Consider the following 23,410-nt stretch of genomic DNA (forward strand, 5'->3'; position numbering starts at 1 on the left):
ATTAAACCAGGTTGAGATCGATAGGCGTTTTACTTTTCTCGCCGCCGATCTCACGAACTAGTTTGGGTACTAAAAACCCTGGCAATGCTTCGAGCATGTGTGCCACTATTTCGCGTGCGCGCTGCTCAGTAATATCAAAATGACTCGCACCTTCTACTTTATCAAGTAAATGTAGGTAGTAGGGTAAGATATCAGCCTCGAACAATGCTTCACTCAAGGCTATTTGAGCATGGCTCGAGTCGTTAACATCCTTTAATAATACAGCTTGGTTTAATAACGTGACGTTAGCAGCTTTTAATTTTTGCATCGCAGCTTTAAAGTCAGCATCAATTTCGTTCGCGTGATTAATGTGATTCACTAACACCACTTTTAAAGGCGAACTTGCAAATCGCGCACACAGCTCATCGGTAATTCTTGCTGGGATCACCACTGGCAAACGACTATGAATACGCAAACGTTTTATTTGTGGTAATTGTTCAAGTTCATCCATAAACCAGTTAACAGCATCATCTTTGGCCATTAATGGGTCGCCACCACTTAAAATGACCTCATTGATATTTTTATCGGCTTTTATGTAGGCTAAAGCGTCAATTAAGCTGCGTTTATTTAATTGGTTTTCTTGATACGGAAAATGGCGTCTAAAACAATAGCGGCAATTCACGGCACAGCCGGTTTTAAACATGACCAAAACACGAGAGCGGTACTTATGTAATAACCCCGGTTGGTTATTATCTTGCTCTTTTAACGGGTCTTTATCGTAGCCTGTTTGCGCTAAAAATTCTTGGTGACGTGGCATCACTTGTAGCAAAAGTGGATCGTTTATATCACCAAAACGCATTTTTTTGATAAAAGGCAGAGGCACACGTACAGGAAAAAGACTACGAGCTTGGAGGTCTTTTTCGTCTACTACACTTGATAAACCTAGCATTTCTAGCAAACGTTCAGGGCAGGTGACAACATTTGCTAATTCTTTTTGCCAGTTTTTATGCAAATTTACTTCATTTCTTTGTATCATTGACACGTAGATTACTCGAAATTATTTAGACAGAGGAAACGATGGCGAATTATAGCACCAATGAGTTCAAGGGCGGCCTAAAAATTATGTTAGACGGCGAGCCTTGTAGCATCCTAGAAAATGAAATGGTAAAGCCAGGTAAAGGTCAGGCGTTTAACCGTGTTCGTATTCGTAAACTTATCACAGGTAAAGTACTAGAAAAAACATTTAAGTCGGGTGAAACGGTAGAAGGTGCTGACGTAATGGATACCGATCTAGCGTATCTATACACTGACGGTGAATTCTGGCATTTCATGAACAACGAAACATTTGAGCAAATCGCGGCTGACGAAAAAGCACTAGGCGACAATGCTAAATGGTTAGTTGAAAACGATGTATGTACTATCACGCTTTGGAACGGTAACCCAATTGCTGTTACTCCACCGAACTTTGTTGAACTAGAAATCACAGAAACGGATCCGGGTCTTAAAGGTGACACAGCCGGTACGGGCGGTAAACCAGCAACATTAAGCACGGGTGCGGTTGTACGCGTTCCTCTATTTGTACAAATTGGCGAAGTGATCAAAGTTGATACTCGCAGCGGTGAGTACGTAAGCCGCGTTAAGTAATAGGCTTTAAAAAGTTTAATTGATAAAATCCCAGCTTCTGCTGGGATTTTTTTTGGAGACTGTATGTCCACTGCTGTTTGGCAACCAAGCGCTGATATAGCTACTTTACGCGAGCGAGCTGCGATCATTCGCCGTATTCGCGAATTTTTCTATGAGCGTGAGGTGATGGAAGTTGAAACACCGACTCTTAGTGCGGCCAGTGTTACCGATGTACACCTAGCCAGTTTTAGTACCGAGTTTGTGGGCCCAGGTCATGCAGGTGGTTTGCCGTTATATTTACAAACCTCGCCTGAGTTTGCGATGAAACGATTATTGGCGGCAGGATCGGGTGCTATCTTTCAATTGTGTAAAGCGTATCGCAACGAAGAAGCGGGCAGTCATCATAACCCTGAATTTACCATGCTTGAATGGTATCGCCCAGGTTTCGACGAATTTGCGCTTATGGATGAAATGGACGAGCTTATGCAGCTTGTACTGGGTGTTGACGCGGCTGAGCGTTTAACCTATCAACACGCGTTTATAAATGCATTAGGTATAGATCCATTAACTGCTGACATGAGTACGTTACAGCACGTAGCAAGCGAACAAGGGTTTGCTGATATTGCCGCGCATGAAACGCATCGCGATACGTTGTTGCAGCTGTTATTTTGCATGAAGGTTGAGCCAACTATCGGCCAAGAAAAGCCTTGTTTTGTTTACCATTTTCCAGCTTCGCAAGCGGCACTTGCGCAAATTTGTCAGCATGACAATCGCGTTGCTGGGCGTTTTGAGCTGTATTTCAAAAATATGGAGTTGGCTAACGGTTTCAATGAACTTACCGATGGTAAAGAGCAAGCCGCGCGTTTTAATGAAGATAATCAATATCGCCAAGCAAATGGTTTAAAACAGGTACCGATGGATACGCGCTTGATTGCAGCGCTTGAGCATGGCTTACCACAATGTGCAGGTGTGGCGCTGGGGATTGACCGTTTAATTATGCTTGCAACGAACAAGCAAAAGATTAAAGACGTGATCACCTTTGATGTGGAACGAGCTTAAATGCAGGAACCTTTAACTCACACCGAATAATTCATTGAGTCGTGATATTCGCAGTTGAACCCCTTGTTACATGGTTATGTAGAAGCAGATTCATCCGCGAAAATCAGGTGATAATAAGCGCTGGTTAAAACCAGCGCCTTCACGACTTACAGTTCGTAAATAAATGTCACACCGGCCACCATCGGTTCGCCCAATTGTGTGTATGTGTGAGTGGTGTAACCATCCAGTGGGTCGTTACCAAACTCAAAACCACGGGTTGGTACATCTTCATCAAATAAGTTTCGTGCCCAGGCATTGATGCTCCAGTTTTCACTTTCATAACCTAACGATGCGTTCACTAAGTTAGAGCTCGGTGCTTTTGAGTTATGGCTATCTGAGAAGTAATAATCATCTTTGCCTTCAACACCAATCGATGCATAAAGTGCAGGGGTAAAGTTATAGCGTGCCGTAAATGCATATTGATACTTCGGTGCTTGTGCTTGGTCGCGGCCATCTTGATCAAGGCCTGATTGGGCTACAAAGTCATTAATTTCAGTATTTAAATAGCCCGCACTCCCTGTGAGTAATAAATTCTCGGTTGCTTGGTAGCTGCCTTCTATTTCTAACCCGTAGTTTTCACCAGAGCTTGCGTTATCAATATAGCCCGTGAACTTTTGCCCTTCGACTTGCCATGATTTCAACTGCATATCTTCACGGTACATGTAAAATGCTGCCAAGCGCAGGACGAATTTATCGTCAAGTGAGCTGCCTTTCACACCAAACTCACCACTCCAAAGGTATTCAGGGGCGAATGAGGTGTGGTTAGCAAAAAAGTCAGCGTCAAGATTTAAGCCTTCATCTTTCGCTTTTGCTAACGCCTCAGAGTTAATACCGCCAGCTTTGTAGCCACGAGTAATACTGGTGTAAATCATGGTGCGGTCAATGACTTGATATTCAAGAGCAAGTTTACCACCGACCATCACATCATCGGTTTCTTCAATAAAACCATTGTTGTCAATGTAATCACCTTTATATTGTTCTACACGCAATCCTGTGATTAAGGTTGTTTTAGGGCCAATAGGCGTTGTTAGCTGGCCATATGCTGCAAGGTTAGTTGTTTCATAATTTGATGCAAAAGGGTGTGCCAACCATGTATATTGGCGTTCTAAGTCAACTTCGCGTCCTTGGTAATAAATACCCGCCACCCAGTCGCCAGATTTACCGTTAAATTGGAGTTCTGCTGCATGGTCTTTACGGTCTCGTAAATAGGCGTCTGTTGAGCTGTAGCCCCATTCATGTAAGCCAGCTGCACACAATTGTGGCTGTGTTTCATCGTTACAAACCCAGTCTTCGTCATAGCTGTATAACAGTTCGCTGTCGATGCCAGATACGTTCAGACTGACATCAAACCAATCAAAACCGGTATAAATATTTGCCAGACCCACCGCAATGCTTTCTTGATTATCTTCACCAGGCTCATCAGCTACACTGAAGCGGCTGTTATCAAGGGTGAAAGCATCATAGCCATTATTAATATCGATATAATGCACACTTAGTTCTGTGCGTAAGTTATTTGTAAGTTGGCTGTGCAGTTTAAAGCGAGAAACAAGTTCATCTTGCTGTTGTGTATCTTTATTTAAATATATATTTTCAACATAGCCATCAGACTCGCGTTGATAAAGACTTGCGCGTACGCTTGTATCGTCAGTAATACCTGTACCTGCTGCAATGCCTGCTTCGTAGCTATTATAATTACCTGCACCGAGTTGCACTTTTACACTCGGATTGAGCGTTGGCGCAGCTGATTCCATTTGAATCATGCCTGCTAAAGCATCTGCACCAAAACGTGTCCCCTGTGGGCCACGGTATATTTCTACTTGGTCTATATCAAATAACAGTGAGCTTCCCCCTAGGCCAGAGTAGTTTATGCCGTCAATCACTAAGCCAACAGATGGATTAATGGGATCAACAAATTGTGAGCGTAAACCCACACCACGAATTTGCACAAAACGACCGCGTGATGCACCCGAAGTAAAGTTTACATTGGCTGCACTGGCTAGCATTTCATCTAAAAATTTCGCTCCACGCTGATTAATTTCATGGTCTGAAAAAAGGCTTGCGCTAGCACTTAACGTTTGAATACTTTCTTTTTTGAAATCGCCCGTAACTAAAATAGTTTCAAGCTCTGTGTCTTCAGCGTAAGCAATCGATGAAGCTGCAAATAATGGCAAAATAGCAGCTGATAATAATGATAAACGTCGTTTCATGCGGTTCTTAACTCCATTTTAGGGACTGCTATTCTAGCAAGCCTACTGGCCAAATGAGTATTTATACCTAAAAAAAGTGAATCTTTAGCTTGTTTAGGTATTTATGATATAAACGCAGGCAATTATACGTAAATTGATTAGGAATACGACTATGACCTTTAAAGTTGACTTTAAAGTGCGAGACTATGAATGCGATCTGCAAGGAATTGTTAATAACAGTGTTTACTTTAATTACTTAGAGCATGCCCGCCATGAGTTCCTACATGCTAAAGGGGTCGACTTTGCAAAGCTTGCGCGAGAAAAAATTAACCTAGTGGTGCTTCGCAGTGAAATGGATTACAAAGCATCTTTAGTGCCGGGCGATGAGTTTTATGTGGCCGTTGAGCCGCAGAGAGTGAGTCGTTTAAAGTTTGCTTTTAAGCAGACCGTTTACCGTAAACATGATGATAAAGTGATGCTAAGCGCCTTAGTAATCGGCACCTCTGTCAATGAAAAAGGGCGTCCTTTTTTACCAGAAGAAGTCGATAACTTATTTAAATAACGCCCGTTGTTCTATTAAGAGCTAGCTTAGAACATTTTTTTACAGATAAAACATGTTTTTTTAACGATCAAAGTCGTTAAATGTTGTTATTATTATCGCATTGAAATTTTGGTCGTAAAAAAATATGAAGTTAGTAGCCTTGCCTATTCTTTTTGTACTATTTTGCATGGGCTGCTCATCGACAGGGAAGGTCACCAGTGAGCAATTAAAATATACACAGTGGCAATTATCAAAAGTTAACGGGTTAGCCATTAGCGTATCGCAAAAAGCGTCAATGCGTTTTATTGAAGCGATGCAAGTTAATGGGTTTGCTGGATGTAACAAGTTTTTTGGTGAAGGTCAGCTTGTTGAAGATACCTTAACAGTGAAAAAGCTAGGTATGACACGTAAATCGTGCGGTGATCAACTTGATGAACTTGAAAAGAAACTGCTGTCGACGCTAAAACAAGGCGCGGTCATTTCGCTAAATGGCGAGCAGCTTACTTTGCAAGGGGCGCACCATTTTACTTTCATTAATACGGCTCCCTAATAAGGCGAATTAGTATTAAAACTAAAGCGCTTGCAGCGAATTTTTAACTAACGTACACTGATTACGTTTTTATAAAACAACGAATTTATACTTGTCGGAGTGCCTTTAATAAGGCTGAGATCGCGAAAGCGGGATCCGTGAACCTGATCAGGCTAACACCTGCGTAGGGAACAAGCTGCCTCATAGGGCGCTTGTGCGCCAAAAAATGGGGCATAAGTTGCTAAGCTTAGGCTGCAATTGTAAGTGAAATAACTTACTAACGATCCAATGGCGTTTGCCACTCTCTATTGCACCTGCAATATCTGACAAGACAATCCTTAAAGCAATGAGGTAAGTCATGTCAAACACTACAACTAAACCGTCTCGCCGCGAAATTCGTGCGGCTGCATCTGATTATATTTATAACTTAACAGGGCAACCTTTCCCTAATTCGCACAAAGTATATGTTGAAGGCACGCAAGAAAACGTGCGTGTCGGAATGCGCGAAATAACCCTCAGTGATACCTTCATAGGTGGAACCGAAGAAAACCCCGTGTTCGAGCCGAATGCGCCAATTCGTGTGTATGATACATCGGGTCCATATACCGATCCTGATTTTAAACTCGACGTACGCAAAGGGCTAGAAAAGTACCGCGAACAGTGGATAGAAAAACGTGGTGACACGGAAATTCTTGATTCAGTTACCTCGCAGTTTTCGCAGCAACGAATGGCTGACGAAGGTTTAGACCATATTCGCTTTGAGCACCTCCCAAAAATACGCCGTGCGAAAGCAGGTAAAAATGTGACGCAAATGCATTATGCACGCCAAGGCATTGTAACGCCTGAAATGGAATACGTGGCTATTCGTGAAAATATGGGCCGTGCAAAAATTCGTGAAGAGCTCCTTGCTGCACAGCATAAGGGAGAGTCATTCGGAGCCAGTATCCCCGATTTTATAACCCCTGAATTTGTGCGCGATGAAATTGCCCGTGGCAGAGCCGTGTTACCTAACAATATTAACCACCCTGAAACCGAACCAATGATCATTGGCCGTAATTTCCTTGTAAAAGTGAACGCGAATATTGGTAATTCATCGGTCACTTCGTCTATTGAAGAAGAGGTCGAAAAAATGGTGTGGTCGACTCGTTGGGGCGCAGATACGGTGATGGACTTATCAACGGGTCGTTATATTCATGAAACCCGTGAATGGGTCGTACGTAATTCACCCGTGCCAATTGGTACCGTACCAATCTATCAAGCACTTGAAAAAGTAAATGGGGTTGCCGAAGACCTGACTTGGGAGATTTTCCGCGATACTTTGATTGAACAAGCGGAGCAAGGCGTCGATTATTTTACTATCCATGCTGGGGTGTTACTTCGTTATGTGCCAATGACTGCAAAGCGTGTCACGGGTATTGTATCGCGCGGCGGCTCAATCATGGCAAAGTGGTGTTTAGCACATCACAAAGAAAACTTCTTATACACGCACTTTGAAGAAATTTGTGAAATTTTAAAACAATATGATGTGTGTTTTTCATTGGGCGATGGTTTGCGTCCAGGTTCAATTGCCGATGCCAACGACGAAGCACAGTTTAGCGAATTACGTACACTAGGTGAGCTGACTAAGCTTGCATGGAAGCATGATGTACAAGTGTTTATTGAAGGCCCAGGTCATGTGCCAATGCATATGATTAAAGAAAACATGGAAGAGCAACTAAAGCATTGTGAAGAAGCACCTTTTTATACGCTTGGCCCATTAACGACTGATATTGCACCGGGTTACGACCATTTCACCTCGGGTATTGGGGCTGCACAAATTGCGTGGTATGGCTGTGCCATGTTGTGTTATGTCACCCCTAAAGAGCACTTAGGCTTACCGAATAAAGAAGATGTAAAAGAAGGTCTTATCACCTACAAAATTGCCGCACACGCAGCCGATTTAGCCAAAGGCCATCCAGGGGCACAAGAGCGTGATAACGCGTTATCGAAGGCACGCTTCGAGTTCCGTTGGCACGACCAATTTAACCTAGGTTTAGACCCTGAACGCGCCCGTGAGTATCATGATGAAACTCTGCCACAAGAGTCTGGCAAAATAGCCCATTTTTGCTCTATGTGCGGTCCTAAATTCTGCTCGATGAAAATAACCCAAGAAGTACGTGATTACGCGAAAGATCTAGAAGCGCGAGGTATCGACCCTAACAATGTAGGCGATGCTATCGAAATTAAGATGGTCGATGTTGAAGCAGAGATGAAAGTGAAATCCGACGAGTTCAAAAAAACGGGTTCTGAAATTTATCATAAAGCAATTTAACCAAGGAGCTAGGTGCTAGAAAACGAGGCGCTAGAATGATTATCTCGCGCGAATTATCTAGCATCTAGAACGTTTATGTCTTTAAAAATAGCAATTTTGGGATTTGGTTTAACAGGACGACTTACTGCTTTAGCACTCTCTAAAGTGCATCAAGTCAGCGTGTATGAGCAAGATGATCAACACGCAGCAAACAGTGCCGGAAATGTTGCTGCGGCTATGCTCGCACCGCTGGCTGAGTCGGTATTATGTGAGCAAGATATAGCGCTGCAGGGGCTGGCGAGCATTCAACGCTGGCAGCAGATTATTAGTGAACTGGATGAGCGTGTGTATTTTCAGCAAGCGGGCAGTTTGGTGGTTGCTCATCAGCAAGATAAAGGCGATTTACACAGTTTTATTAGCCGCTTAAAACCATTAGCCGAGCATACAGCGGACACAGTGAGCAGCGCGCAAATAGCAGATCTTGAGCCTGAGCTTGCTGGACGCTTTCACCAAGGGGTGTATTTACCCTGCGAAGGCCAGCTCGATAACCAGGCCTTCTATGCTGCGAGCTATAACCAATTAGTTGCTCGTCAAGTCAGCTTTAATTGGCACTCACACATTACTTTAACAGGCCATAAGGTGAATGGACAAAGTTATGACTTTGTTTTTGATTGTCGGGGATTAGGGGCAAAAACAGCTTTACCTAGCCTTCGTGGTGTGAGAGGAGAAGTGGCACGCTTATATGCACCAGAAGTAAACCTGTCTCGGCCAGTGCGCCTTATGCATCCGCGCTACCCCATTTATATTGCACCTAAACCGAATCATCAGTTTGTGATTGGCGCGACTGAAATTGAATCGCACGACACAGGCAAAGTCACCGTGCGCTCAGCACTTGAGTTATTGTCGGCAGCTTATACGGTTCACAGTGGTTTTGCTGAAGCGCGTATTGAAAGTTTGCAATCAGGGCTTCGTCCTGCATTTGCAGATAACCGTCCACAGGTGACCCGAGAAGGGAGAGTTATAAGCCTTAATGGCTTATATCGTCATGGTTATTTGTTAGCGCCTTATGTTGTCGATGAAGCAATTAGCTTAATGGCTTAGGGGGTCATAATGAAAATAGTAATAAATGGTCAATCAGCTGTTGTGGCTGAGCAAATATCGCTTAGCGAGGCGTTGGCAAACTATGGGGCTAGGCCGCCATTTGCTGTGGCTGTAAACGGCGACTTTGTACCACGCAGCCAATGCGAAACAAAAACTCTTAACGAGGGTGACAGCATTGAGCTTTTGTCACCCATTCAAGGAGGTTAGCATGGATAGTTTTACTATTTATGGTGAACAAATACGCAGCCGCTTACTCATTGGTTCTGCATTGTATCCTTCGCCCAGTATAATGACAGAATCAATTGTGGCCTCTGGGGCTGATATTGTTACCGTGTCATTAAGGCGCCAACAAAGTGCGCAAGCCGGCGATGATTTTTGGCAGTTAATAAAAAACACCGGGCTTAAAGTGCTCCCAAATACAGCAGGGTGTCACAGTGTGAAAGAAGCGGTTACTCTGGCTCAAATGTGCCGTGAGGTTTTTGCCACTGATTGGATCAAGCTTGAGCTGATTGGTGATGAATATAATTTGCAGCCCGATCCTTTTGCGTTACTCGAAGCAACAAAAATACTATTAGATGAGGGCTTTAAAGTACTGCCTTACTGCACCGATGACTTAGTGTTATGCCAGCGTCTTGCTGATTTAGGCTGTGAAGTGCTGATGCCTTGGGGTGCGCCTATTGGAACAGGTAAAGGGTTACTGAACCCCTATAACCTAAGAATGATCCGAGAGCGTTTGCCTAGTCATACCTTAATCGTTGATGCTGGATTAGGGTTACCTTCGCATGCCTGCCAAGCCCTTGAATTAGGGTATGATGCGGTATTATTAAATTCGGCAATCGCTGGAGCTGGGTGCCCAGTTACAATGAGCCATGCATTTCGCAGTGCCGTTGAGGCAGGCAGATACAGCTATTTAGCCAAAGCGATGCCCGAAAAAGACGTAGCCAGCCCATCAACACCTACTATGGGCATGCCATTTTGGCATCAAAATTAAAGAAGAGGAAAACATGAATCAGGTTGTATGGAGCATAGCGGGATCTGATTCCGGCGGCGGGGCTGGAATTCAAGCCGATATTAAAGCGATGCAAAGCTTTTCAGTGCATTGCTGCACCGTGATCACGGCTTTAACAGCACAAAATAGTTTAGGTGTTGAGGCCTTAAATCCCATTTCAACTGAGGTGATTGAATCTCAATTACAAGCTTTAGTAACCGATATGCCCGCCACGGTGATAAAAATCGGCATGTTGGCGAATGTGCAGCAAATTCAGTTAATAAGTGAACATTTAAAACATTATAAAAACACCTGGGAAGTGCCGCCTTTGGTTGTCTATGACCCTGTGGCGATAGCCTCCAGTGGCGACTTACTCACAGAAGAAGATACCGTGAGTGCAATTAAAGAGTGTTTATTACCGTGGGTAGATGTTGTTACACCCAATACCCACGAAACGCAGTTACTGACCGGAGTGTATTTAATTGGTCCAAGTGCAGTAAAAGAAGCTGCGCAAAAGCTGCAAAGTTATGGCGCAAAATCGGTCATCATCAAAGGTGGTCATTGGGACTACCCAAGTGGTTATTGCATCGATTACTGCCTGCAAGATACACACGAGTACTGGCTTGGAAATGAAAAAATTCAAACACCGCATAGCCATGGCACCGGGTGTAGTATGGCCTCAGTGATTGCTGCTTGCCTAGCAAAGCGTTATCCACTGAAAGACGCTTTTATTCTCGCAAAAGCGTATATAAACCAAGGTTTAAAAGCGGCAGTGCGTTACGGTGAAGGAATTGGCCCTGTTGCACACACTCATTTTCCGGTTAATTTAGCAGATTATCCACAAGTGATTGAAGCGGGGAGTTGGCTTGGTGATGAACTCGACTTTGATCACCCTAGCAATTTTACTATGGCGGCTGGTTTTGCTGAGTGTCAATCTAAAAAGCTCGGTTTATATGCAGTAGTCGACAGTGTTGATTGGTTAGAAAAGTGTTTAGCTGAAGGCGTTAAAACCGTACAGCTACGAATCAAAAATACAGATGATGCAACGCTAGATGAGGCCATTGCCAGTGCTGTTATGCTTGGTCAAAAATACGATGCGCAGGTGTATATTAATGACTATTGGCAACTGGCGATTAAGCACGGTGCATATGGAGTTCATTTAGGCCAAGAAGACCTACAAACGGCTAATTTAATTGCTATAAAAGAGGCTGGCTTGCGTTTAGGCGTCTCGACCCATGGTTTTTATGAAATGCTGCGCGCCCATAATTATCGCCCGAGCTACATGGCATTTGGTGCAATTTACCTAACCACCACAAAAGACATGACAGGGCAAATTCAAGGCCTAGAAAAGCTTGAAAAATTTGTCCCGTTAATGGCCGACTACCCAACAGTTGCCATTGGTGGCATTGATGTGTCACGTGCAGAGCAAGTGGCAAATACCGGGGTAGGCAGTGTGGCTGTGGTGCGAGCAATTACCGAAGCCGAAGATTACCCCGCTGCGATTGCTAAACTCAAACAATGTGTTGAAGGCGACTCCGAAGCATGAGTGCGTTAAGCGATAAAGAGCGCATACGTTACAGCCGCCACTTAATGCTTAAAGAAGTGGGATTGGAGGGGCAGCAAATATTAAAGGCCGCACATATTGCGGTAGTAGGTGCTGGTGGGCTTGGCTCACCAGCGCTACTTTATTTAGCTGCGGCTGGGGTGGGTAAGCTCACGTTGATTGATAATGACAATGTCGAGCTTTCAAATTTACAGCGACAAATTTTGTATAAAGTTAATCACTTAGGGCAAGCAAAAACACAGGCAGCCTCGAAAGTGTTAGCAAGCTTAAATAACCAAATTAGTATTGAGCCCATTTGCCAAAGACTTGATGAAAAAAACCTTGCAGACGTTTTACAAGGGGCCGACATCGTACTCGATTGCAGTGATAACTTTGCCACTCGTTACTTAATTAATCGCTATTGTTTAGCGCACACAATCCCGCTCATTTCAGCCGCTGCGATTGCCACACAAGGGCAACTAATGTGCTTTGACTTTCGCAATTCCGACAGCCCCTGTTATGGCTGCGTATTCCCGCAAACAGATGATCAACCAGTATTAAACTGTGATAACGCGGGTGTAATAAGCCCATTACTGGGAGTTATGGGCAGTATGCAAAGCTTACTGGCGGTTAATATACTGTTAGGCCATAAAACAGGCAGCGAGTTTATTCAATTTGATGGGCTGACTTTACAGCAGCTACGTTTTACACCTCACAAAGATAGCGAATGCGCAGAATGCAAAAAGCAGGCTTGAAGCCTGCTTTTTAATTTTTGTATAACTAAGATGGTTAGTCTTTGATTGTCGCAAATGGTGTGCCCATGCGAGTGACTGTTTCTGGGTGTTGGTCAGATAAAAACTCAGCTTGGTTTGCACCCCAGGCTAAAATCACGGTAGACCCTAACTTAAAGCGACCCATTTCTTCGCCTTTTTTCAAAGTGATTGCGTTATCACCTTTGGTAGGGTAGTTCCAGCTGAATACATCTTTACCGGCAGGTGGTGTAACGGTACCTGCCCATATGGTTTCGATGCTGGCTACAATCGTTGCACCTACCAGTACCATCGCAAGTGGGCCTATGTCAGTTTCGAAAATTGCAACCACACGTTCATTACGCGCAAATAAGTTAGGGACGTTTTGCGCCGTAAGCGGATTCACTGAGAATAAATCACCTGGTACATAAATCATTTTACTCAGCGTCCCATCAATCGGCATGTGAATACGGTGATAGTCTTTCGGTGCTAAATAGATTGTTGCGAACTTACCACCCAAAAATGGCACGGTATCGTCTTCGTTACCACCTAGTAATGCCTGTAAGCTGTAGTCGTGCCCTTTAGCTTGAATTATTTGACCATCTACTACGTCACCTAATTGGCTAATCGCACCATCAACTGGGTGAGCAATAATGTCTTTTTCTTCTGCAAGTGGGCGAATACCTTCCTTTAAAGGGCGAGTAAAAAATTCATTAAAGGTTTTGTAATGAGCTGGATCGGGGTATTTAGCCTCACTCATATCAATTTTATATTGTTTGATGAATAGCTTGATTAACGCCGTGGTTAAGCCACCCGCTTTCGCTGCTGCTAACTTGCCGACCATGCGCGAAATGAAATGTTTTGGCATGGCATACTGCATGGCAATTTTGAATTTATCTAAACTCACTTGTTATTTCCTAAATAGTTATACGCGAGGAGCGCGTGCACCCGCACGGCCATCGGCCATAGTTTCTAAAATTCGGTGGTAACTGTCAAAACGAAGTTCTGAAATATCTCCATCATCAACCGCTTGGCGAATGATACAGCCCGGATCATTTAGATGTTTACAGTCACGAAAACGACAGCCGCCAATAAAGTCACGGAACTCTTTAAAGCACCAAGTTACGCGTTCAACATCTAAATGCCATAGGCCAAACTCACGGATCCCTGGTGAATCAATAAGATTACCGCCAGAGGGTAAGTGATGTAAACGTGATACGGTTGTTGTGTGTTGCCCAAGACCACTATTTTCAGAGACTTCCTGAGTTAAAATAGCGGCGTCGGGTAAAACAGTATTAACTAACGTTGATTTACCCACACCACTTTGACCCACAAAGATGCTGTTTTTATCTATTAACGTTTGTTTAAGCTCATCAATACCTTGGCCTGTTTTATTACTGACGAGTAATACTTGATAGCCCAGTTCACGATAAATATCGAGAATTTCATTAATATAGGCGAGTCCTTCATCGTCAATTAAATCGATTTTGTTGAGCACTAAAATCGGCTCTATGCCCATGTCTTCACAGGCAACTAAATAACGGTCGATAATATTAGGAGTAAACTCAGGTAATACCGCTGACACCATTAAAATTTGGTCGATATTAGCTGCAACGACTTTCACTCCGTCATAAAAATCTGGACGTGTAAGCTGCGAGCGACGTTCGTGAGTTGCTTCGATGACACCGGCTAAGTCACCCTCACTCACTTTGGCGCGACGAAATATCACTTCATCCCCGCAAACAAGGCTTGATACAGTGCGACGAATGTTACAGCGCAGCACATCACCAGAGTCCGTTTCGATATCTGCATGTTGTCCAAAACGGCTTAATACAACGGCATTTTCAGCAGGGCCTAAATTATCGTTTTGCCATTGCACGGCTGCGCCCTTGTCTTGCTTTTTATCAGCATTAGACAAACGTTTTTGATGATTGGCCTTAATCCGACGAGACTGGCCTTTACTTAATTTCTTTTGTTTTGCCACTTTTGGCCTATAACTTGATTAAATGTCGGGCTTTTTGAAAAAAAAGCTTTAGGTCGACTGATGATACTAATATGATATATCTAAATGCGTTGGATCTAAAGGAAAGCACCGCTAAGGTAACTATGTCTTTTCATAAATCAAATCTTATCTGGCTCGACCTGGAAATGACTGGCCTCGAACCAGCAACAGATAAAATACTCGAAATTGCCACTGTTGTCACCGACAGCGAGTTAAACATCTTGGCTGAAGGCCCTGTTATTGCTATTCATCAAAGCGATGAATTACTTGATGGCATGGACGAGTGGTGTACGACCCAACATGGTCAATCAGGTTTAACAGCCCGCTGCAAAGCAAGTTCTTTCACTGAGCAAGATGCCATTGAGCAAACATTGGCGTTTTTGAAACAGTGGGTACCTGCTGGCGCATCGCCTATGTGCGGAAATTCAATCGGCCAAGACCGTCGATTCATGAATAAGTACATGCCGGAATTGGAAGACTATTTTCATTATCGCAACCTTGATGTAAGCACTATTAAAGAGCTTGCGCGCCGCTGGAAGCCTGAGGTTCTTGCTCAAGTGAACAAAAAAGGTTCACACCTTGCCCTTGATGATATAAAAGATTCAATTATGGAATTAAAGGTTTACCAAGAAAAATTCTTTAATTTGTAAAAAACATTTGCAAACACATCGGATTATTGTAGAATCCTGCCCCGCTTAAGACGTTAACCCTCGCGGGGTTAGTGTGTCTTTAGCTAAACTTTATAGTTGAAATTTGTGGCACTAGCTCAGTTGCCAGAACGTTTTACCGCAACCTTTAGGTTGTGCATCAACGGACAAATCACTGGCTATTTGAATGCGGCACTAGCTCAGTTGGTAGAGCGCAACCTTGCCAAGGTTGAGGTCACGAGTTCGAGCCTCGTGTGCCGCTCCAATTTCTCACCAAAAGAAATTGTTATAAAAAATTCAAATTATACGGCACTAGCTCAGTTGCCAGAACGTTTCACCACAACCTTTAGGTTGTGCAGCAACGGACAAATTACTGACTATTTGAATGCGGCACTAGCTCAGTTGCCAGAACGTTTTACCGCAACCTTTAGGTTGTGCATCAACGGACAAATTACTGACTATTTGAATGCGGCACTAGCTCAGTTGGTAGAGCGCAACCTTGCCAAGGTTGAGGTCACGAGTTCGAGCCTCGTGTGCCGCTCCAATTTCTCACCAAAAGAAATTGTTATAAAAAATTCAAATTATACGGCACTAGCTCAGTTGCCAGAACGTTTCACCACAACCTTTAAGTTGTGCACCAACGGACAAATTACTGACTATTTTGAATTGAATGCGGCACTAGCTCAGTTGGTAGAGCGCAACCTTGCCAAGGTTGAGGTCACGAGTTCGAGCCTCGTGTGCCGCTCCAATTTCTCACCAAAAGAAATTGTTATAAAAAATTTCAAATTATACGGCACTTGCTCAGTTGCCAGAACGTTTTACCGCAACCTTTGGTTGTGCACCAACGGACAAATTACTGACTATTTGAATGCGGCACTAGCTCAGTTGGTAGAGCGCAACCTTGCCAAGGTTGAGGTCACGAGTTCGAGCCTCGTGTGCCGCTCCAAATTCTAAATTATTCTTTATAAATAATACCATTCCGCAAAAATACTTAATCATTTTGAGTGATTAAACCAGTCGCTACCTGCGTTAAAAATTTCTGATTTAGAACAACTAAATAACTAAATTTTTGCCTTGTTATCAACGCGGTTTTATTGCCTCAAAATAGACCACTTAATTAAGCGTAATGGTATAACTCCCATTTAAAAACATTTCAGCTACGTCACGCCTGTTTATTTATTTGTTTTATAGTTGACCTTGGATTGTGGCAACAATGCGTCTTGAACCGCCCTGGTCGCGATGCTCACCTAAATAAATACCTTGCCAAGTACCGAGTTGAAGGCGTCCTTGATGGATTGGAATTGTCAGTTCGCAGCCTAATGTACTGCTTTTTATGTGTGCAGGCATGTCATCGTCACCTTCATAATCGTGGCGATAATAACTCTGCCTTTCTGGGACAAAGTGGTTGAAGTGGCTTTCCATGTCCATACGCACTGTCGGATCTGCATTCTCGTTAATAGTTAAACTGGCAGAAGTGTGCTGAATAAACAAATGCAATAAACCGACTTTGTACTGGCTGATTTCAGGTAGTTGACGAAGTAACTCGTCATCAATGATGTGAAAGCCTCGTGTGCGAGGCTTTAGCTGAATGGTTTTTTGTTGCCAACTCATAGCTTATCAAAACTAACTTCTATATTGGCATTCCCGTCCTCTGAGGTGAACGGAATGAGTACTTTAGCACCTTCACACTTATGTGTAATGGTGTGTCCTTTACCTGATACAACAATCGGTGTTGCCATATCAAATTCATAGCCCTTTTCGCCCAGAAGGTTTTTAGCGCCCCCGGTGACCATGTTGGTTATTTCGCCTACCATATCAGTCACTTCTTCGTTAACTGAATCTGGTCGCTCTCCCAGCATTCTTTCCATAATAGTTAAGGCCAAACTTTCATCAAAGGTGATTGAAAGTGAACCTTTAGTTTGTGGGCCAACCATACCGATTAAACCAGAGACATCACCGCGCGCAATCTCATCTTTTTTGAGGCTAGGTTTACCGGGTTTTAATTCTGTTTGAGCCATGGTGCTCAATACATTGAGTAAAGACGATAAAAAAGGGTTGATGAACTCCACATTCATTGTTTATTTTCCCTTAGGTTATTGCAGCGAGGCTGCTGTTCTAACTTTAATTGTAGTGGCTGTATAAAACAGTGCACTTAATCTTTGCAATTTTCACATTTTCCGTGTGCTTCGATTGTTTGTCCTGAGACAATAAAGCCGCTTTCAGCTGCTAAGTTATTAAGCTCGTGCGAAATAACAGTAGAATGCAGCTCTTTTACATAACCGCAGCTATCACAAATTAATAATTGTACTGGATGAATGTGATCAAAATGATGGCACAACATAAATGAGTTTGTGCTTTCTATTTTGTGAATAAAGCCCAGTTCCGACAAAAAGTCTAAGGCGCGATAAATTGTTGCTGGTTTTGCTCCTGACTCAGTTAATTTGAGTTGTTCTAATAAGTCATAAGCACCAACACCACCTTGCGCGCTCGCTAGCAGGCGGAATACTTTTTCACGGATAGGTGTAAAACGTGCACCACGATTATCACATACTTGTTTTGCTTTACTGACGAGTGATTCTGTATTCATCTTCTCTTATCCTTACGCTACCGTGATATACTATCATACTGTATTGTAGTTGCAGCGTTTTTATTCGCTAGCAGGTTTTCTTGGGAGTTTTCGGTATGAGTGAATTGCTTGCTGCGTTCATTTTCTTTTTTGCTGTCATTGATCCAATTGGTACTGTACCGGTCTTTATCGCGGTTACACGAGGCGAAGACGCTAAGTTTAAACGAAAAGTAGCATTAAAAGCGGTGGGAGTGTCGGCACTGGTTTTATTGTTTTTTGTACTCGCGGGTGAACTACTTTTAAACGCAATTAAGATTCCTTTGTCTGCTTTTCAAATTGCCGGCGGAATTGTGTTACTGATATTTGCCTTGTCGATGATTTTTGGTGAAAGTAAGCCTGAAAGTGAAATAAAAAGTGTCCGCAATAGTACCGAAACGGCTATTTTTCCACTCGCTATTCCGTCAATAGCAAGCCCCGGAGCAATGCTTGCTGCAGTACTAATGACTCGAAACAATGAATACACATGGCTGGAGCAGTTAATCACGTCATCAGTGATGTTATCGGTGTTGATTATAGTGTTGGTTTTACTGTTACTTGCAACGCATGTACATAAACTCATCGGTGATAGTGGTGCAAGTATCATAAGCCGTGTGATGGGATTAATTTTATCTTCGGTTGCGGTAACAAATATTCTGGGTGGTATTGCTCATTATTTTGGCTTAACGGTTGCGGTATAGTAAAAATTAAAGCGCATTTTCAGTCATTTAAACTTTGAATTATTGCCTTCTATTATCTAACTTAAAAGGAGGCAATATAATTTAAGGAACAAAGAATGCGACTCAAACATGTTGTTTTATCTGTTTTTCTGCTTTTTAGTTTAGCTGCTTGCATGGAGCCGACCTATGATAGTGGCAAATTAAAAGTGATCGAAGTGACAGATCATGACTTTAAAATCAATGATGAAAGTGCAGTAACCTTGATCATCGGTCATGCCAATGTAGCTGAATATAGCTTTTCACTTCGCAAGAGCGATCTTAAAAAAGGCACTCTGTTGCAGTCGGTGTCTGACAGTAACCCGAATGTGCGCGCTGATGGTACATTCTTCAGTGAATATTATGTGCAATCAAAAGATCATGACACGCACGCATCAATTGAAATTGTAGAAATCGATCCTGTAGAGAAAGTGGCACGCATTGCAGTGGGTGCTAAGCTCGTTAATCTAAAAAATGAAGATTATAAAGAACTCGAAATTACACTATTTGAACTTACCGGCCAAAATTTAGAAAATCTCTTAAATAAAGTAGAGATTTAGTCATTACTTTATTTCCTCCCAGATGAAGTGTGTTAGTTACACACTTCTTCATTATCTGATCTACGATTAAGTCATGCCGTCAGCTTTGTTAAGTGGTATAATCACGCAAACTTTATTTTTATTGTGATGGCTAATTATCTTAGCCGTTACTGCTTTAATAAGCGTTAATGTATTAGGTAATCAAGTTGCAAGTGAACGCATTGATATTTAAAGGGGCCATACTATGAGCACGACGACATTAAATCGCCGTTTGTCGGTGGCACCCATGCTCGATTGGACTGATCGTCATTGTCGAACATTCCATCGTAAAATGACAAAACATGCTGTGCTTTACACCGAAATGGTGACAACAGGTGCTATTTTATTTGGTAAGGGTGATTACTTACACTTTAATCAACATGAAGGTCCTGTTGCGTTGCAGCTGGGTGGGTCTGACCCTGACGCACTTGCTAAATGTGCTAAGTTAGCGGCAGAGCGCGGTTATGACGAGGTTAACCTTAATGTAGGATGCCCATCTGATCGCGTGCAAAACGGTCGTTTTGGTGCGTGTTTAATGGCTGAGCCAAAGCTTGTTGCTGAGTGTGTCGCGGCGATGAAGGCTGAAGTATCGATTCCAGTGACCGTTAAAACACGGATCGGAATTGACGAGCAAGATTCGTATGAGTTTTTATGTGCTCTGATTGAAGCAAGCCACGATGTAGGCTGTGATGACTTTATTATTCATGCCCGTAAGGCATGGCTAAATGGGTTAAGCCCGAAAGAAAACCGTGAAATTCCGCCGCTTGATTATCCGCGAGTTTATCAACTCAAAAAAGACTATCCGCAACTGCACTTGAGTCTAAATGGTGGCGTGAAAACGATTGCTGATACAATTACGCACCTTGATTATGTTGATGGCATTATGATTGGTCGTGAGGCATACAGTAATCCATTCATTTTAAGTGACGTTGACGAAAAAATTTACGGTGATACCCCGTTTACTCTTAATCGTCATCAGGTTGTGCGAGCTATGTATGATTACATTGAAGATGAGATGAGCCAAGGCGCGAATTTTTGGCATATTGCTCGCCATATGTTGGGTATTTTCCAAGGCCAGCCGGGCGCGCGAGGCTTTAGACGCCACCTTTCAGAAAATGGTCATGGCAAAACGGCCGATTTAAGTGTTATGGATAAAGCATTGAGCTTTGTACCAGAAATTTAATGTTCAAATTGGAACAGAAAAAAAGCCACTATTTTGTGGCTTTTTTTGATCCTAAAATTTGGTTTAAAAGTTAGTTTTTTAGTCAAATTAGTTATTTTCCATTCAGCTTAAAGTCAGTGTTTAGTTACGTGAAAACTAATTAACCTTATGTATTTTAATGGTTATTTTAAAATTTTTTGTAGTTGGCATAAGAATTGGAATCTCCTCGGTGTATTAACCCAATTATCAACAGGAGAATCACATGGGTGTATTAAATCGCGTAAACGACATTATTCAGGCTAATTTATCTGCTGCACTCGATAAAGCAGAAGATCCTGAAAAGCTGCTTAATTTACTCGTGCAAGAAATGCAGGATGCACTTAATGAGTGTCGTGCAACTGCTGCAACATTCTTAACTCAAGAAAAGCAAATAAAGCGTGAAATTGCAGCAAAACAAGCAAAGCAAGCTGATTGGCAAGCGAAAGCTGAAAAAGCACTTAGTAAAGACAGAGATGATCTTGCTAAAGCAGCATTAATTGAGAAACAGCGTTTAAACGCAGAGATTGAAGCGCAGCAACGTGAAATGGATAAAGTGGCTGATTCATTAGCGAAGTTAACAGACGACTGTCAGCGTTTGCAAAATAAGCTTGCAGATGCCAAAGCAAAGCAACTGACTTACATGCAAAAAGAGCGCGTGGTTACGGCACGCTTAAAAGTCAAAGAGCAGCTTCATAGTAACAAAGTTGCGGATGCGTTAGCGCGATTTGATTATTTAGAGCAGCGCGTTGAAAACATCGAGTCGCAAGTTGAAGCCTATGAGCTTACACACAGTGATGCTGCAAATTCGACAGCGGCGCAAATTGCTGCGTTAGAAAAAAATGATGCTATAGACAAAGAGCTGGCCGATTTAAAAGCCACAATGAAACAGTCGGCTTAGGAGGAAAACGATGAATACTTATCATACATCATCACGTTGGTTTAGAGATTTAACTAATAAGAAAATCTCTGGAGTGTGCAGCGGTTTAGCTGCTCGATTGGGCTTCCCTGTATGGTCAACGCGTTTGCTCATGATCATACTGTTTTTACATATGCCTTTCATTGTTGGGGTGGGTTACCTTGTTGCACATTGTAGCTTGCCAGTAAAAGGTTATTAGGAGCTGGTCATGAAAACGTTAGCTATTATTGTCTTAGCAATTTTACTACTGTGCACAGATACATTTGCATTTGTATCCTTTGATTCATGGCAGCTGCCTTTATCAATAGCCGATATGAGCTGGGCTGGGCTTGAGGTGGTTGGTGCACTTGTCGCTGTTATTGCTCTAGTTGCTGGGGTTGCTTTATTTACCATAGGCTTAATTGGTGCAGGTGTGGTTGCTTTAGTCGGGGTAGTGCTTGCGTTTTTATTTGGTTCTGTGGTGATTGCATGGCCCTTATTATTAATTGCAGCTTTGTGTTGGATGATTGCTGATAACAAGAAATCACCAGCTTAAGGTACGAATAAACTGCCTTAATAAATAAAGTATGCTAAATTTAGCGGGTAAGTTGATGTCTTAACAAGGATTAAAACATAATGAAACTGTTGCCCGCATTCTCTTTTCTTATCACAAGTTTATTTTATAGTACTTTTTCATCTGCCCACAGCGGTCATGACCATAACGATGTTGCAGAAGTAACCGTGAGCAATGCCCAAGTTCGCGAATTTTTACCTGCCAGTAAGGCCAGTGTCGCTTATTTTACGATTACCAATCCGAGTCAGCAGGCTACAACATTAACAAAGGCAACACTGGATGGTTTAGGGCGCGTTGAAATTCATCAACATACCCATGTTGATGGCATGATGAAAATGGAACAGGTTATTTCGTTAGAGATAGATGCTCACAGCAGCATTGAATTCAAACCCGGTGGTTATCATTTGATGGTGTTTGACCCTGAAGATGAGTTAAAAGCAGGGCAAGAACGAAAACTCACGCTATATTTTAAAGATGGCAACCGAGTATTTACTCAAGCCAAAGTTGTCTCTTTACATGATATGTCTAAAGAGGCATCACAAAAAAGTAAAGAGCACTCACATCACTAGGAGGTACCATGTCTGAGCATAAAGGAAAAATAGCCAGTGCATTACTTATTATCTTAATTATTTTTTACGCGGTTTCGGTTTACTGGAGTAGTGAACCTGACCGTATGGATGTTGTAGGTAAGGCAAAGCAAGAAGCACAAATGCGTGGCGAAAAGTTTGTCACGGGGTACACCACTACGACAACGTTAATTAATGTAGCTAGTACATTATTGAATAAGCCCGGTGGTTACTTGTCTAACGATATTATGCCACCCAGTGTCATGATGGATAATATGCCTGCATGGGAATATGGGGCGCTTGAAATGACGCGTGACCTTGTATTATCAATGCGTAAGGACTTTAGTCGTTCTCAGTCTCAATCAACAGAGCATGAAGCACTTAAAAAAGCGCAGCCGCAGTTTAACATCAGTTCCGAAGCATGGGCGTGGCCAAGCGCTGAAGCTGAATATCAAAAAGGCATTGATTTACTTGTTGTTTATCGCAGCCAAATTGCCGACCAAAATGACAGAGACAGTCAATTTTATGCACGCGCTGATAATTTACGTGGTTGGCTAAAAGAAGCCGAAAAGCGCTTAGGCAGTTTAAGTCAGCGTTTAAGTGCAAGTGTTGGCCAAGAACGCCTAAACACTGACTTGGCCGGTGATACGGCTGCCCACCAAGCAACTTATGCACCATTACAAAACCAAGTGAAAACGTCGTGGTGGGAAATTGATGATGTATTTTACGAATCAAGGGGAGCCACGTGGGCGCTGTTACACTTTTTACAGGCTGTTGAATACGATTTCGCAGATGTCTTAGAAAAGAAAAATGCCCGTGTTAGCCTACAACAAATTATTCGTGAATTAGAAGCCACACAAGAAACGGTGTGGAGCCCAATGATTTTAAATGGCAGTGGTTTTGGTTTTGTTGCCAATCATTCACTGGTAATGGCAAATTATATTTCTCGAGCCAATGCGGCTCTAATTGAACTTAGCGAACTTTTAGCGCAAGGATAAAATG

26 protein-coding genes, 4 tRNA genes and 1 riboswitch are annotated in these 23,410 nt (G+C 42.7%); of the genes, 23 read left to right on the plus strand and 7 right to left on the minus strand.

Going from position 1 to position 23,410, the window contains the following annotated elements:
* Position 1: 1 nt before the first annotated feature.
* Positions 2 to 1,015, minus strand: coding sequence for an EF-P beta-lysylation protein EpmB (gene epmB / locus H3302_RS01895; RefSeq protein WP_036971447.1), 1,014 nt, complete (start codon positions 1,013 to 1,015; stop codon positions 2 to 4).
* Between the two features lie 41 nt (positions 1,016 to 1,056).
* On the opposite strand from epmB, the gene efp reads away from it, so the two are divergent.
* A complete protein-coding gene (gene efp, locus H3302_RS01900; protein ID WP_036971443.1) occupies positions 1,057 to 1,623 on the plus strand; it encodes an elongation factor P in 567 nt (188 codons plus the stop codon).
* Between the two features lie 63 nt (positions 1,624 to 1,686).
* Positions 1,687 to 2,661, plus strand: a complete 975-nt coding sequence (gene epmA, locus H3302_RS01905) for an elongation factor P--(R)-beta-lysine ligase (RefSeq protein WP_182396089.1) — start codon at positions 1,687 to 1,689, stop codon at positions 2,659 to 2,661.
* Positions 2,662 to 2,807: 146 nt separating this feature from the next.
* On the opposite strand, the gene H3302_RS01910 is transcribed toward epmA, so the two are convergent.
* Positions 2,808 to 4,907 carry a TonB-dependent receptor gene (locus H3302_RS01910; protein WP_182396090.1) on the minus strand — a complete coding sequence of 700 codons (2,100 nt, stop codon included), beginning with the start codon at positions 4,905 to 4,907 and terminating at the stop codon, positions 2,808 to 2,810.
* A gap of 151 nt (positions 4,908 to 5,058) precedes the next feature.
* Here H3302_RS01910 and H3302_RS01915 point away from each other — a divergent pair, with 151 nt between their 5' ends.
* The 8 genes from H3302_RS01915 (at position 5,059) to H3302_RS01950 (ending at position 12,633) form a co-directional block, all read left to right on the plus strand.
* A complete protein-coding gene (locus H3302_RS01915; protein ID WP_036971432.1) occupies positions 5,059 to 5,448 on the plus strand; it encodes a thioesterase family protein in 390 nt (129 codons plus the stop codon).
* Between the two features lie 124 nt (positions 5,449 to 5,572).
* Positions 5,573 to 5,977, plus strand: coding sequence for an META domain-containing protein (locus H3302_RS01920; RefSeq protein WP_075594334.1), 405 nt, complete (start codon positions 5,573 to 5,575; stop codon positions 5,975 to 5,977).
* Positions 5,978 to 6,062: 85 nt separating this feature from the next.
* Positions 6,063 to 6,164, plus strand: a riboswitch (TPP riboswitch).
* 150 nt (positions 6,165 to 6,314) lie between these two features.
* Positions 6,315 to 8,267, plus strand: a complete 1,953-nt coding sequence (gene thiC / locus H3302_RS01925) for a phosphomethylpyrimidine synthase ThiC (protein WP_259369875.1) — start codon at positions 6,315 to 6,317, stop codon at positions 8,265 to 8,267.
* A gap of 75 nt (positions 8,268 to 8,342) precedes the next feature.
* Positions 8,343 to 9,347, plus strand: a complete 1,005-nt coding sequence (locus H3302_RS01930; protein ID WP_182396091.1) for an FAD-dependent oxidoreductase — start codon at positions 8,343 to 8,345, stop codon at positions 9,345 to 9,347.
* 9 nt (positions 9,348 to 9,356) lie between these two features.
* Positions 9,357 to 9,554, plus strand: a complete 198-nt coding sequence (gene thiS / locus H3302_RS01935; RefSeq protein WP_065978234.1) for a sulfur carrier protein ThiS — start codon at positions 9,357 to 9,359, stop codon at positions 9,552 to 9,554.
* A gap of 1 nt (position 9,555) precedes the next feature.
* A complete protein-coding gene (locus H3302_RS01940) occupies positions 9,556 to 10,338 on the plus strand; it encodes a thiazole synthase (RefSeq protein WP_075594336.1) in 783 nt (260 codons plus the stop codon).
* Between the two features lie 13 nt (positions 10,339 to 10,351).
* Positions 10,352 to 11,881 (plus strand): thiamine phosphate synthase, encoded by a 1,530-nt coding sequence (gene thiE, locus H3302_RS01945; protein ID WP_182396092.1) that lies wholly within the window; start codon positions 10,352 to 10,354, stop codon positions 11,879 to 11,881.
* Positions 11,878 to 12,633 (plus strand): HesA/MoeB/ThiF family protein, encoded by a 756-nt coding sequence (locus H3302_RS01950; RefSeq protein ID WP_182396093.1) that lies wholly within the window; start codon positions 11,878 to 11,880, stop codon positions 12,631 to 12,633. The genes thiE and H3302_RS01950 overlap by 4 nt, the downstream gene beginning before the upstream one ends.
* 34 nt (positions 12,634 to 12,667) lie before the next feature.
* On the opposite strand, the gene asd is transcribed toward H3302_RS01950, so the two are convergent.
* Together asd and rsgA are read right to left on the minus strand one after the other, a co-directional pair.
* Positions 12,668 to 13,534 carry an archaetidylserine decarboxylase gene (asd, locus tag H3302_RS01955; RefSeq protein WP_182396094.1) on the minus strand — a complete coding sequence of 289 codons (867 nt, stop codon included), beginning with the start codon at positions 13,532 to 13,534 and terminating at the stop codon, positions 12,668 to 12,670.
* An 18-nt stretch (positions 13,535 to 13,552) separates the two neighbouring features.
* On the minus strand, positions 13,553 to 14,611 hold the full coding sequence (gene rsgA, locus H3302_RS01960) for a small ribosomal subunit biogenesis GTPase RsgA (RefSeq protein ID WP_036971407.1): 1,059 nt from the start codon (positions 14,609 to 14,611) through the stop codon (positions 13,553 to 13,555).
* Positions 14,612 to 14,733: 122 nt separating this feature from the next.
* On the opposite strand from rsgA, the gene orn reads away from it, so the two are divergent.
* The 5 genes from orn to H3302_RS01985 all read left to right on the plus strand — a co-directional run bounded on the left by orn (position 14,734) and on the right by H3302_RS01985 (position 16,222).
* Positions 14,734 to 15,279, plus strand: a complete 546-nt coding sequence (gene orn, locus H3302_RS01965) for an oligoribonuclease (protein ID WP_036971404.1) — start codon at positions 14,734 to 14,736, stop codon at positions 15,277 to 15,279.
* Positions 15,280 to 15,465: 186 nt separating this feature from the next.
* Positions 15,466 to 15,541, plus strand: a tRNA-Gly gene (locus H3302_RS01970).
* Between the two features lie 203 nt (positions 15,542 to 15,744).
* Positions 15,745 to 15,820 (plus strand) — tRNA-Gly (locus H3302_RS01975).
* A 128-nt stretch (positions 15,821 to 15,948) separates the two neighbouring features.
* A tRNA-Gly gene (locus H3302_RS01980) sits at positions 15,949 to 16,024 on the plus strand.
* Between the two features lie 122 nt (positions 16,025 to 16,146).
* Positions 16,147 to 16,222: transfer RNA gene (locus H3302_RS01985), tRNA-Gly, on the plus strand.
* 239 nt (positions 16,223 to 16,461) lie between these two features.
* On the opposite strand, the gene H3302_RS01990 is transcribed toward H3302_RS01985, so the two are convergent.
* The 3 genes from H3302_RS01990 to H3302_RS02000 all read right to left on the minus strand — a co-directional run bounded on the left by H3302_RS01990 (position 16,462) and on the right by H3302_RS02000 (position 17,863).
* A complete protein-coding gene (locus H3302_RS01990; protein WP_036971402.1) occupies positions 16,462 to 16,887 on the minus strand; it encodes a secondary thiamine-phosphate synthase enzyme YjbQ in 426 nt (141 codons plus the stop codon).
* Entirely contained in the window at positions 16,884 to 17,351 is a 468-nt protein-coding gene (locus tag H3302_RS01995; RefSeq protein WP_065978232.1) for a chemotaxis protein CheX, read from the minus strand. Before H3302_RS01995 ends, H3302_RS01990 begins: the two co-directional genes overlap by 4 nt.
* 77 nt (positions 17,352 to 17,428) lie before the next feature.
* Positions 17,429 to 17,863, minus strand: coding sequence for a transcriptional repressor (locus H3302_RS02000; RefSeq protein WP_036971396.1), 435 nt, complete (start codon positions 17,861 to 17,863; stop codon positions 17,429 to 17,431).
* A 95-nt stretch (positions 17,864 to 17,958) separates the two neighbouring features.
* Here H3302_RS02000 and H3302_RS02005 point away from each other — a divergent pair, with 95 nt between their 5' ends.
* From H3302_RS02005 to H3302_RS02040, 8 genes are all read left to right on the plus strand, one after another.
* Entirely contained in the window at positions 17,959 to 18,579 is a 621-nt protein-coding gene (locus tag H3302_RS02005; protein WP_036971394.1) for a MarC family protein, read from the plus strand.
* A 95-nt stretch (positions 18,580 to 18,674) separates the two neighbouring features.
* Complete coding sequence (locus tag H3302_RS02010) at positions 18,675 to 19,154, plus strand: hypothetical protein (RefSeq protein ID WP_075594342.1); 480 nt, start codon at positions 18,675 to 18,677, stop codon at positions 19,152 to 19,154.
* Between the two features lie 223 nt (positions 19,155 to 19,377).
* Positions 19,378 to 20,355, plus strand: a complete 978-nt coding sequence (dusA, locus tag H3302_RS02015; protein ID WP_075594343.1) for a tRNA dihydrouridine(20/20a) synthase DusA — start codon at positions 19,378 to 19,380, stop codon at positions 20,353 to 20,355.
* Between the two features lie 241 nt (positions 20,356 to 20,596).
* Positions 20,597 to 21,271 carry a PspA/IM30 family protein gene (locus H3302_RS02020; RefSeq protein WP_036971361.1) on the plus strand — a complete coding sequence of 225 codons (675 nt, stop codon included), beginning with the start codon at positions 20,597 to 20,599 and terminating at the stop codon, positions 21,269 to 21,271.
* 10 nt (positions 21,272 to 21,281) lie between these two features.
* Positions 21,282 to 21,488, plus strand: a complete 207-nt coding sequence (locus H3302_RS02025; protein ID WP_036971358.1) for a PspC domain-containing protein — start codon at positions 21,282 to 21,284, stop codon at positions 21,486 to 21,488.
* Between the two features lie 9 nt (positions 21,489 to 21,497).
* Positions 21,498 to 21,824: a hypothetical protein gene (locus tag H3302_RS02030; protein WP_182396095.1), complete on the plus strand. Its 327-nt coding sequence runs from the start codon at positions 21,498 to 21,500 to the stop codon at positions 21,822 to 21,824.
* 80 nt (positions 21,825 to 21,904) lie between these two features.
* Positions 21,905 to 22,411: a copper chaperone PCu(A)C gene (locus tag H3302_RS02035; RefSeq protein WP_075594344.1), complete on the plus strand. Its 507-nt coding sequence runs from the start codon at positions 21,905 to 21,907 to the stop codon at positions 22,409 to 22,411.
* Between the two features lie 8 nt (positions 22,412 to 22,419).
* On the plus strand, positions 22,420 to 23,406 hold the full coding sequence (locus H3302_RS02040; protein ID WP_065978189.1) for a DUF2333 family protein: 987 nt from the start codon (positions 22,420 to 22,422) through the stop codon (positions 23,404 to 23,406).
* Positions 23,407 to 23,410: the final 4 nt, after the last annotated feature.

Source organism: Pseudoalteromonas sp. MT33b (genome assembly GCF_014117385.1).
In the GTDB taxonomy this organism is placed as follows: Bacteria; Pseudomonadota; Gammaproteobacteria; order Enterobacterales; family Alteromonadaceae; genus Pseudoalteromonas; species Pseudoalteromonas lipolytica.

Coding starts and splice junctions, on each gene's coding strand:
- H3302_RS01910 (WP_182396090.1), bottom strand. CDS start 4,907: ATGAAACGACGTTTATCATTATTATCAGCTGCTATTTTGCCATTATTT.
- epmB (WP_036971447.1), bottom strand. CDS start 1,015: ATGATACAAAGAAATGAAGTAAATTTGCATAAAAACTGGCAAAAAGAA.
- H3302_RS02000 (WP_036971396.1), bottom strand. CDS start 17,863: ATGAATACAGAATCACTCGTCAGTAAAGCAAAACAAGTATGTGATAAT.
- thiC (WP_259369875.1), top strand. CDS start 6,315: ATGTCAAACACTACAACTAAACCGTCTCGCCGCGAAATTCGTGCGGCT.
- H3302_RS02025 (WP_036971358.1), top strand. CDS start 21,282: ATGAATACTTATCATACATCATCACGTTGGTTTAGAGATTTAACTAAT.
- H3302_RS01930 (WP_182396091.1), top strand. CDS start 8,343: ATGTCTTTAAAAATAGCAATTTTGGGATTTGGTTTAACAGGACGACTT.
- H3302_RS01920 (WP_075594334.1), top strand. CDS start 5,573: ATGAAGTTAGTAGCCTTGCCTATTCTTTTTGTACTATTTTGCATGGGC.
- H3302_RS02040 (WP_065978189.1), top strand. CDS start 22,420: ATGTCTGAGCATAAAGGAAAAATAGCCAGTGCATTACTTATTATCTTA.
- efp (WP_036971443.1), top strand. CDS start 1,057: ATGGCGAATTATAGCACCAATGAGTTCAAGGGCGGCCTAAAAATTATG.
- H3302_RS01950 (WP_182396093.1), top strand. CDS start 11,878: ATGAGTGCGTTAAGCGATAAAGAGCGCATACGTTACAGCCGCCACTTA.
- H3302_RS02010 (WP_075594342.1), top strand. CDS start 18,675: ATGCGACTCAAACATGTTGTTTTATCTGTTTTTCTGCTTTTTAGTTTA.
- dusA (WP_075594343.1), top strand. CDS start 19,378: ATGAGCACGACGACATTAAATCGCCGTTTGTCGGTGGCACCCATGCTC.
- H3302_RS02030 (WP_182396095.1), top strand. CDS start 21,498: ATGAAAACGTTAGCTATTATTGTCTTAGCAATTTTACTACTGTGCACA.
- orn (WP_036971404.1), top strand. CDS start 14,734: ATGTCTTTTCATAAATCAAATCTTATCTGGCTCGACCTGGAAATGACT.
- H3302_RS01990 (WP_036971402.1), bottom strand. CDS start 16,887: ATGAGTTGGCAACAAAAAACCATTCAGCTAAAGCCTCGCACACGAGGC.
- H3302_RS02005 (WP_036971394.1), top strand. CDS start 17,959: ATGAGTGAATTGCTTGCTGCGTTCATTTTCTTTTTTGCTGTCATTGAT.
- thiS (WP_065978234.1), top strand. CDS start 9,357: ATGAAAATAGTAATAAATGGTCAATCAGCTGTTGTGGCTGAGCAAATA.
- epmA (WP_182396089.1), top strand. CDS start 1,687: ATGTCCACTGCTGTTTGGCAACCAAGCGCTGATATAGCTACTTTACGC.
- H3302_RS02035 (WP_075594344.1), top strand. CDS start 21,905: ATGAAACTGTTGCCCGCATTCTCTTTTCTTATCACAAGTTTATTTTAT.
- H3302_RS02020 (WP_036971361.1), top strand. CDS start 20,597: ATGGGTGTATTAAATCGCGTAAACGACATTATTCAGGCTAATTTATCT.
- H3302_RS01995 (WP_065978232.1), bottom strand. CDS start 17,351: ATGAATGTGGAGTTCATCAACCCTTTTTTATCGTCTTTACTCAATGTA.
- thiE (WP_182396092.1), top strand. CDS start 10,352: ATGAATCAGGTTGTATGGAGCATAGCGGGATCTGATTCCGGCGGCGGG.
- H3302_RS01915 (WP_036971432.1), top strand. CDS start 5,059: ATGACCTTTAAAGTTGACTTTAAAGTGCGAGACTATGAATGCGATCTG.
- H3302_RS01940 (WP_075594336.1), top strand. CDS start 9,556: ATGGATAGTTTTACTATTTATGGTGAACAAATACGCAGCCGCTTACTC.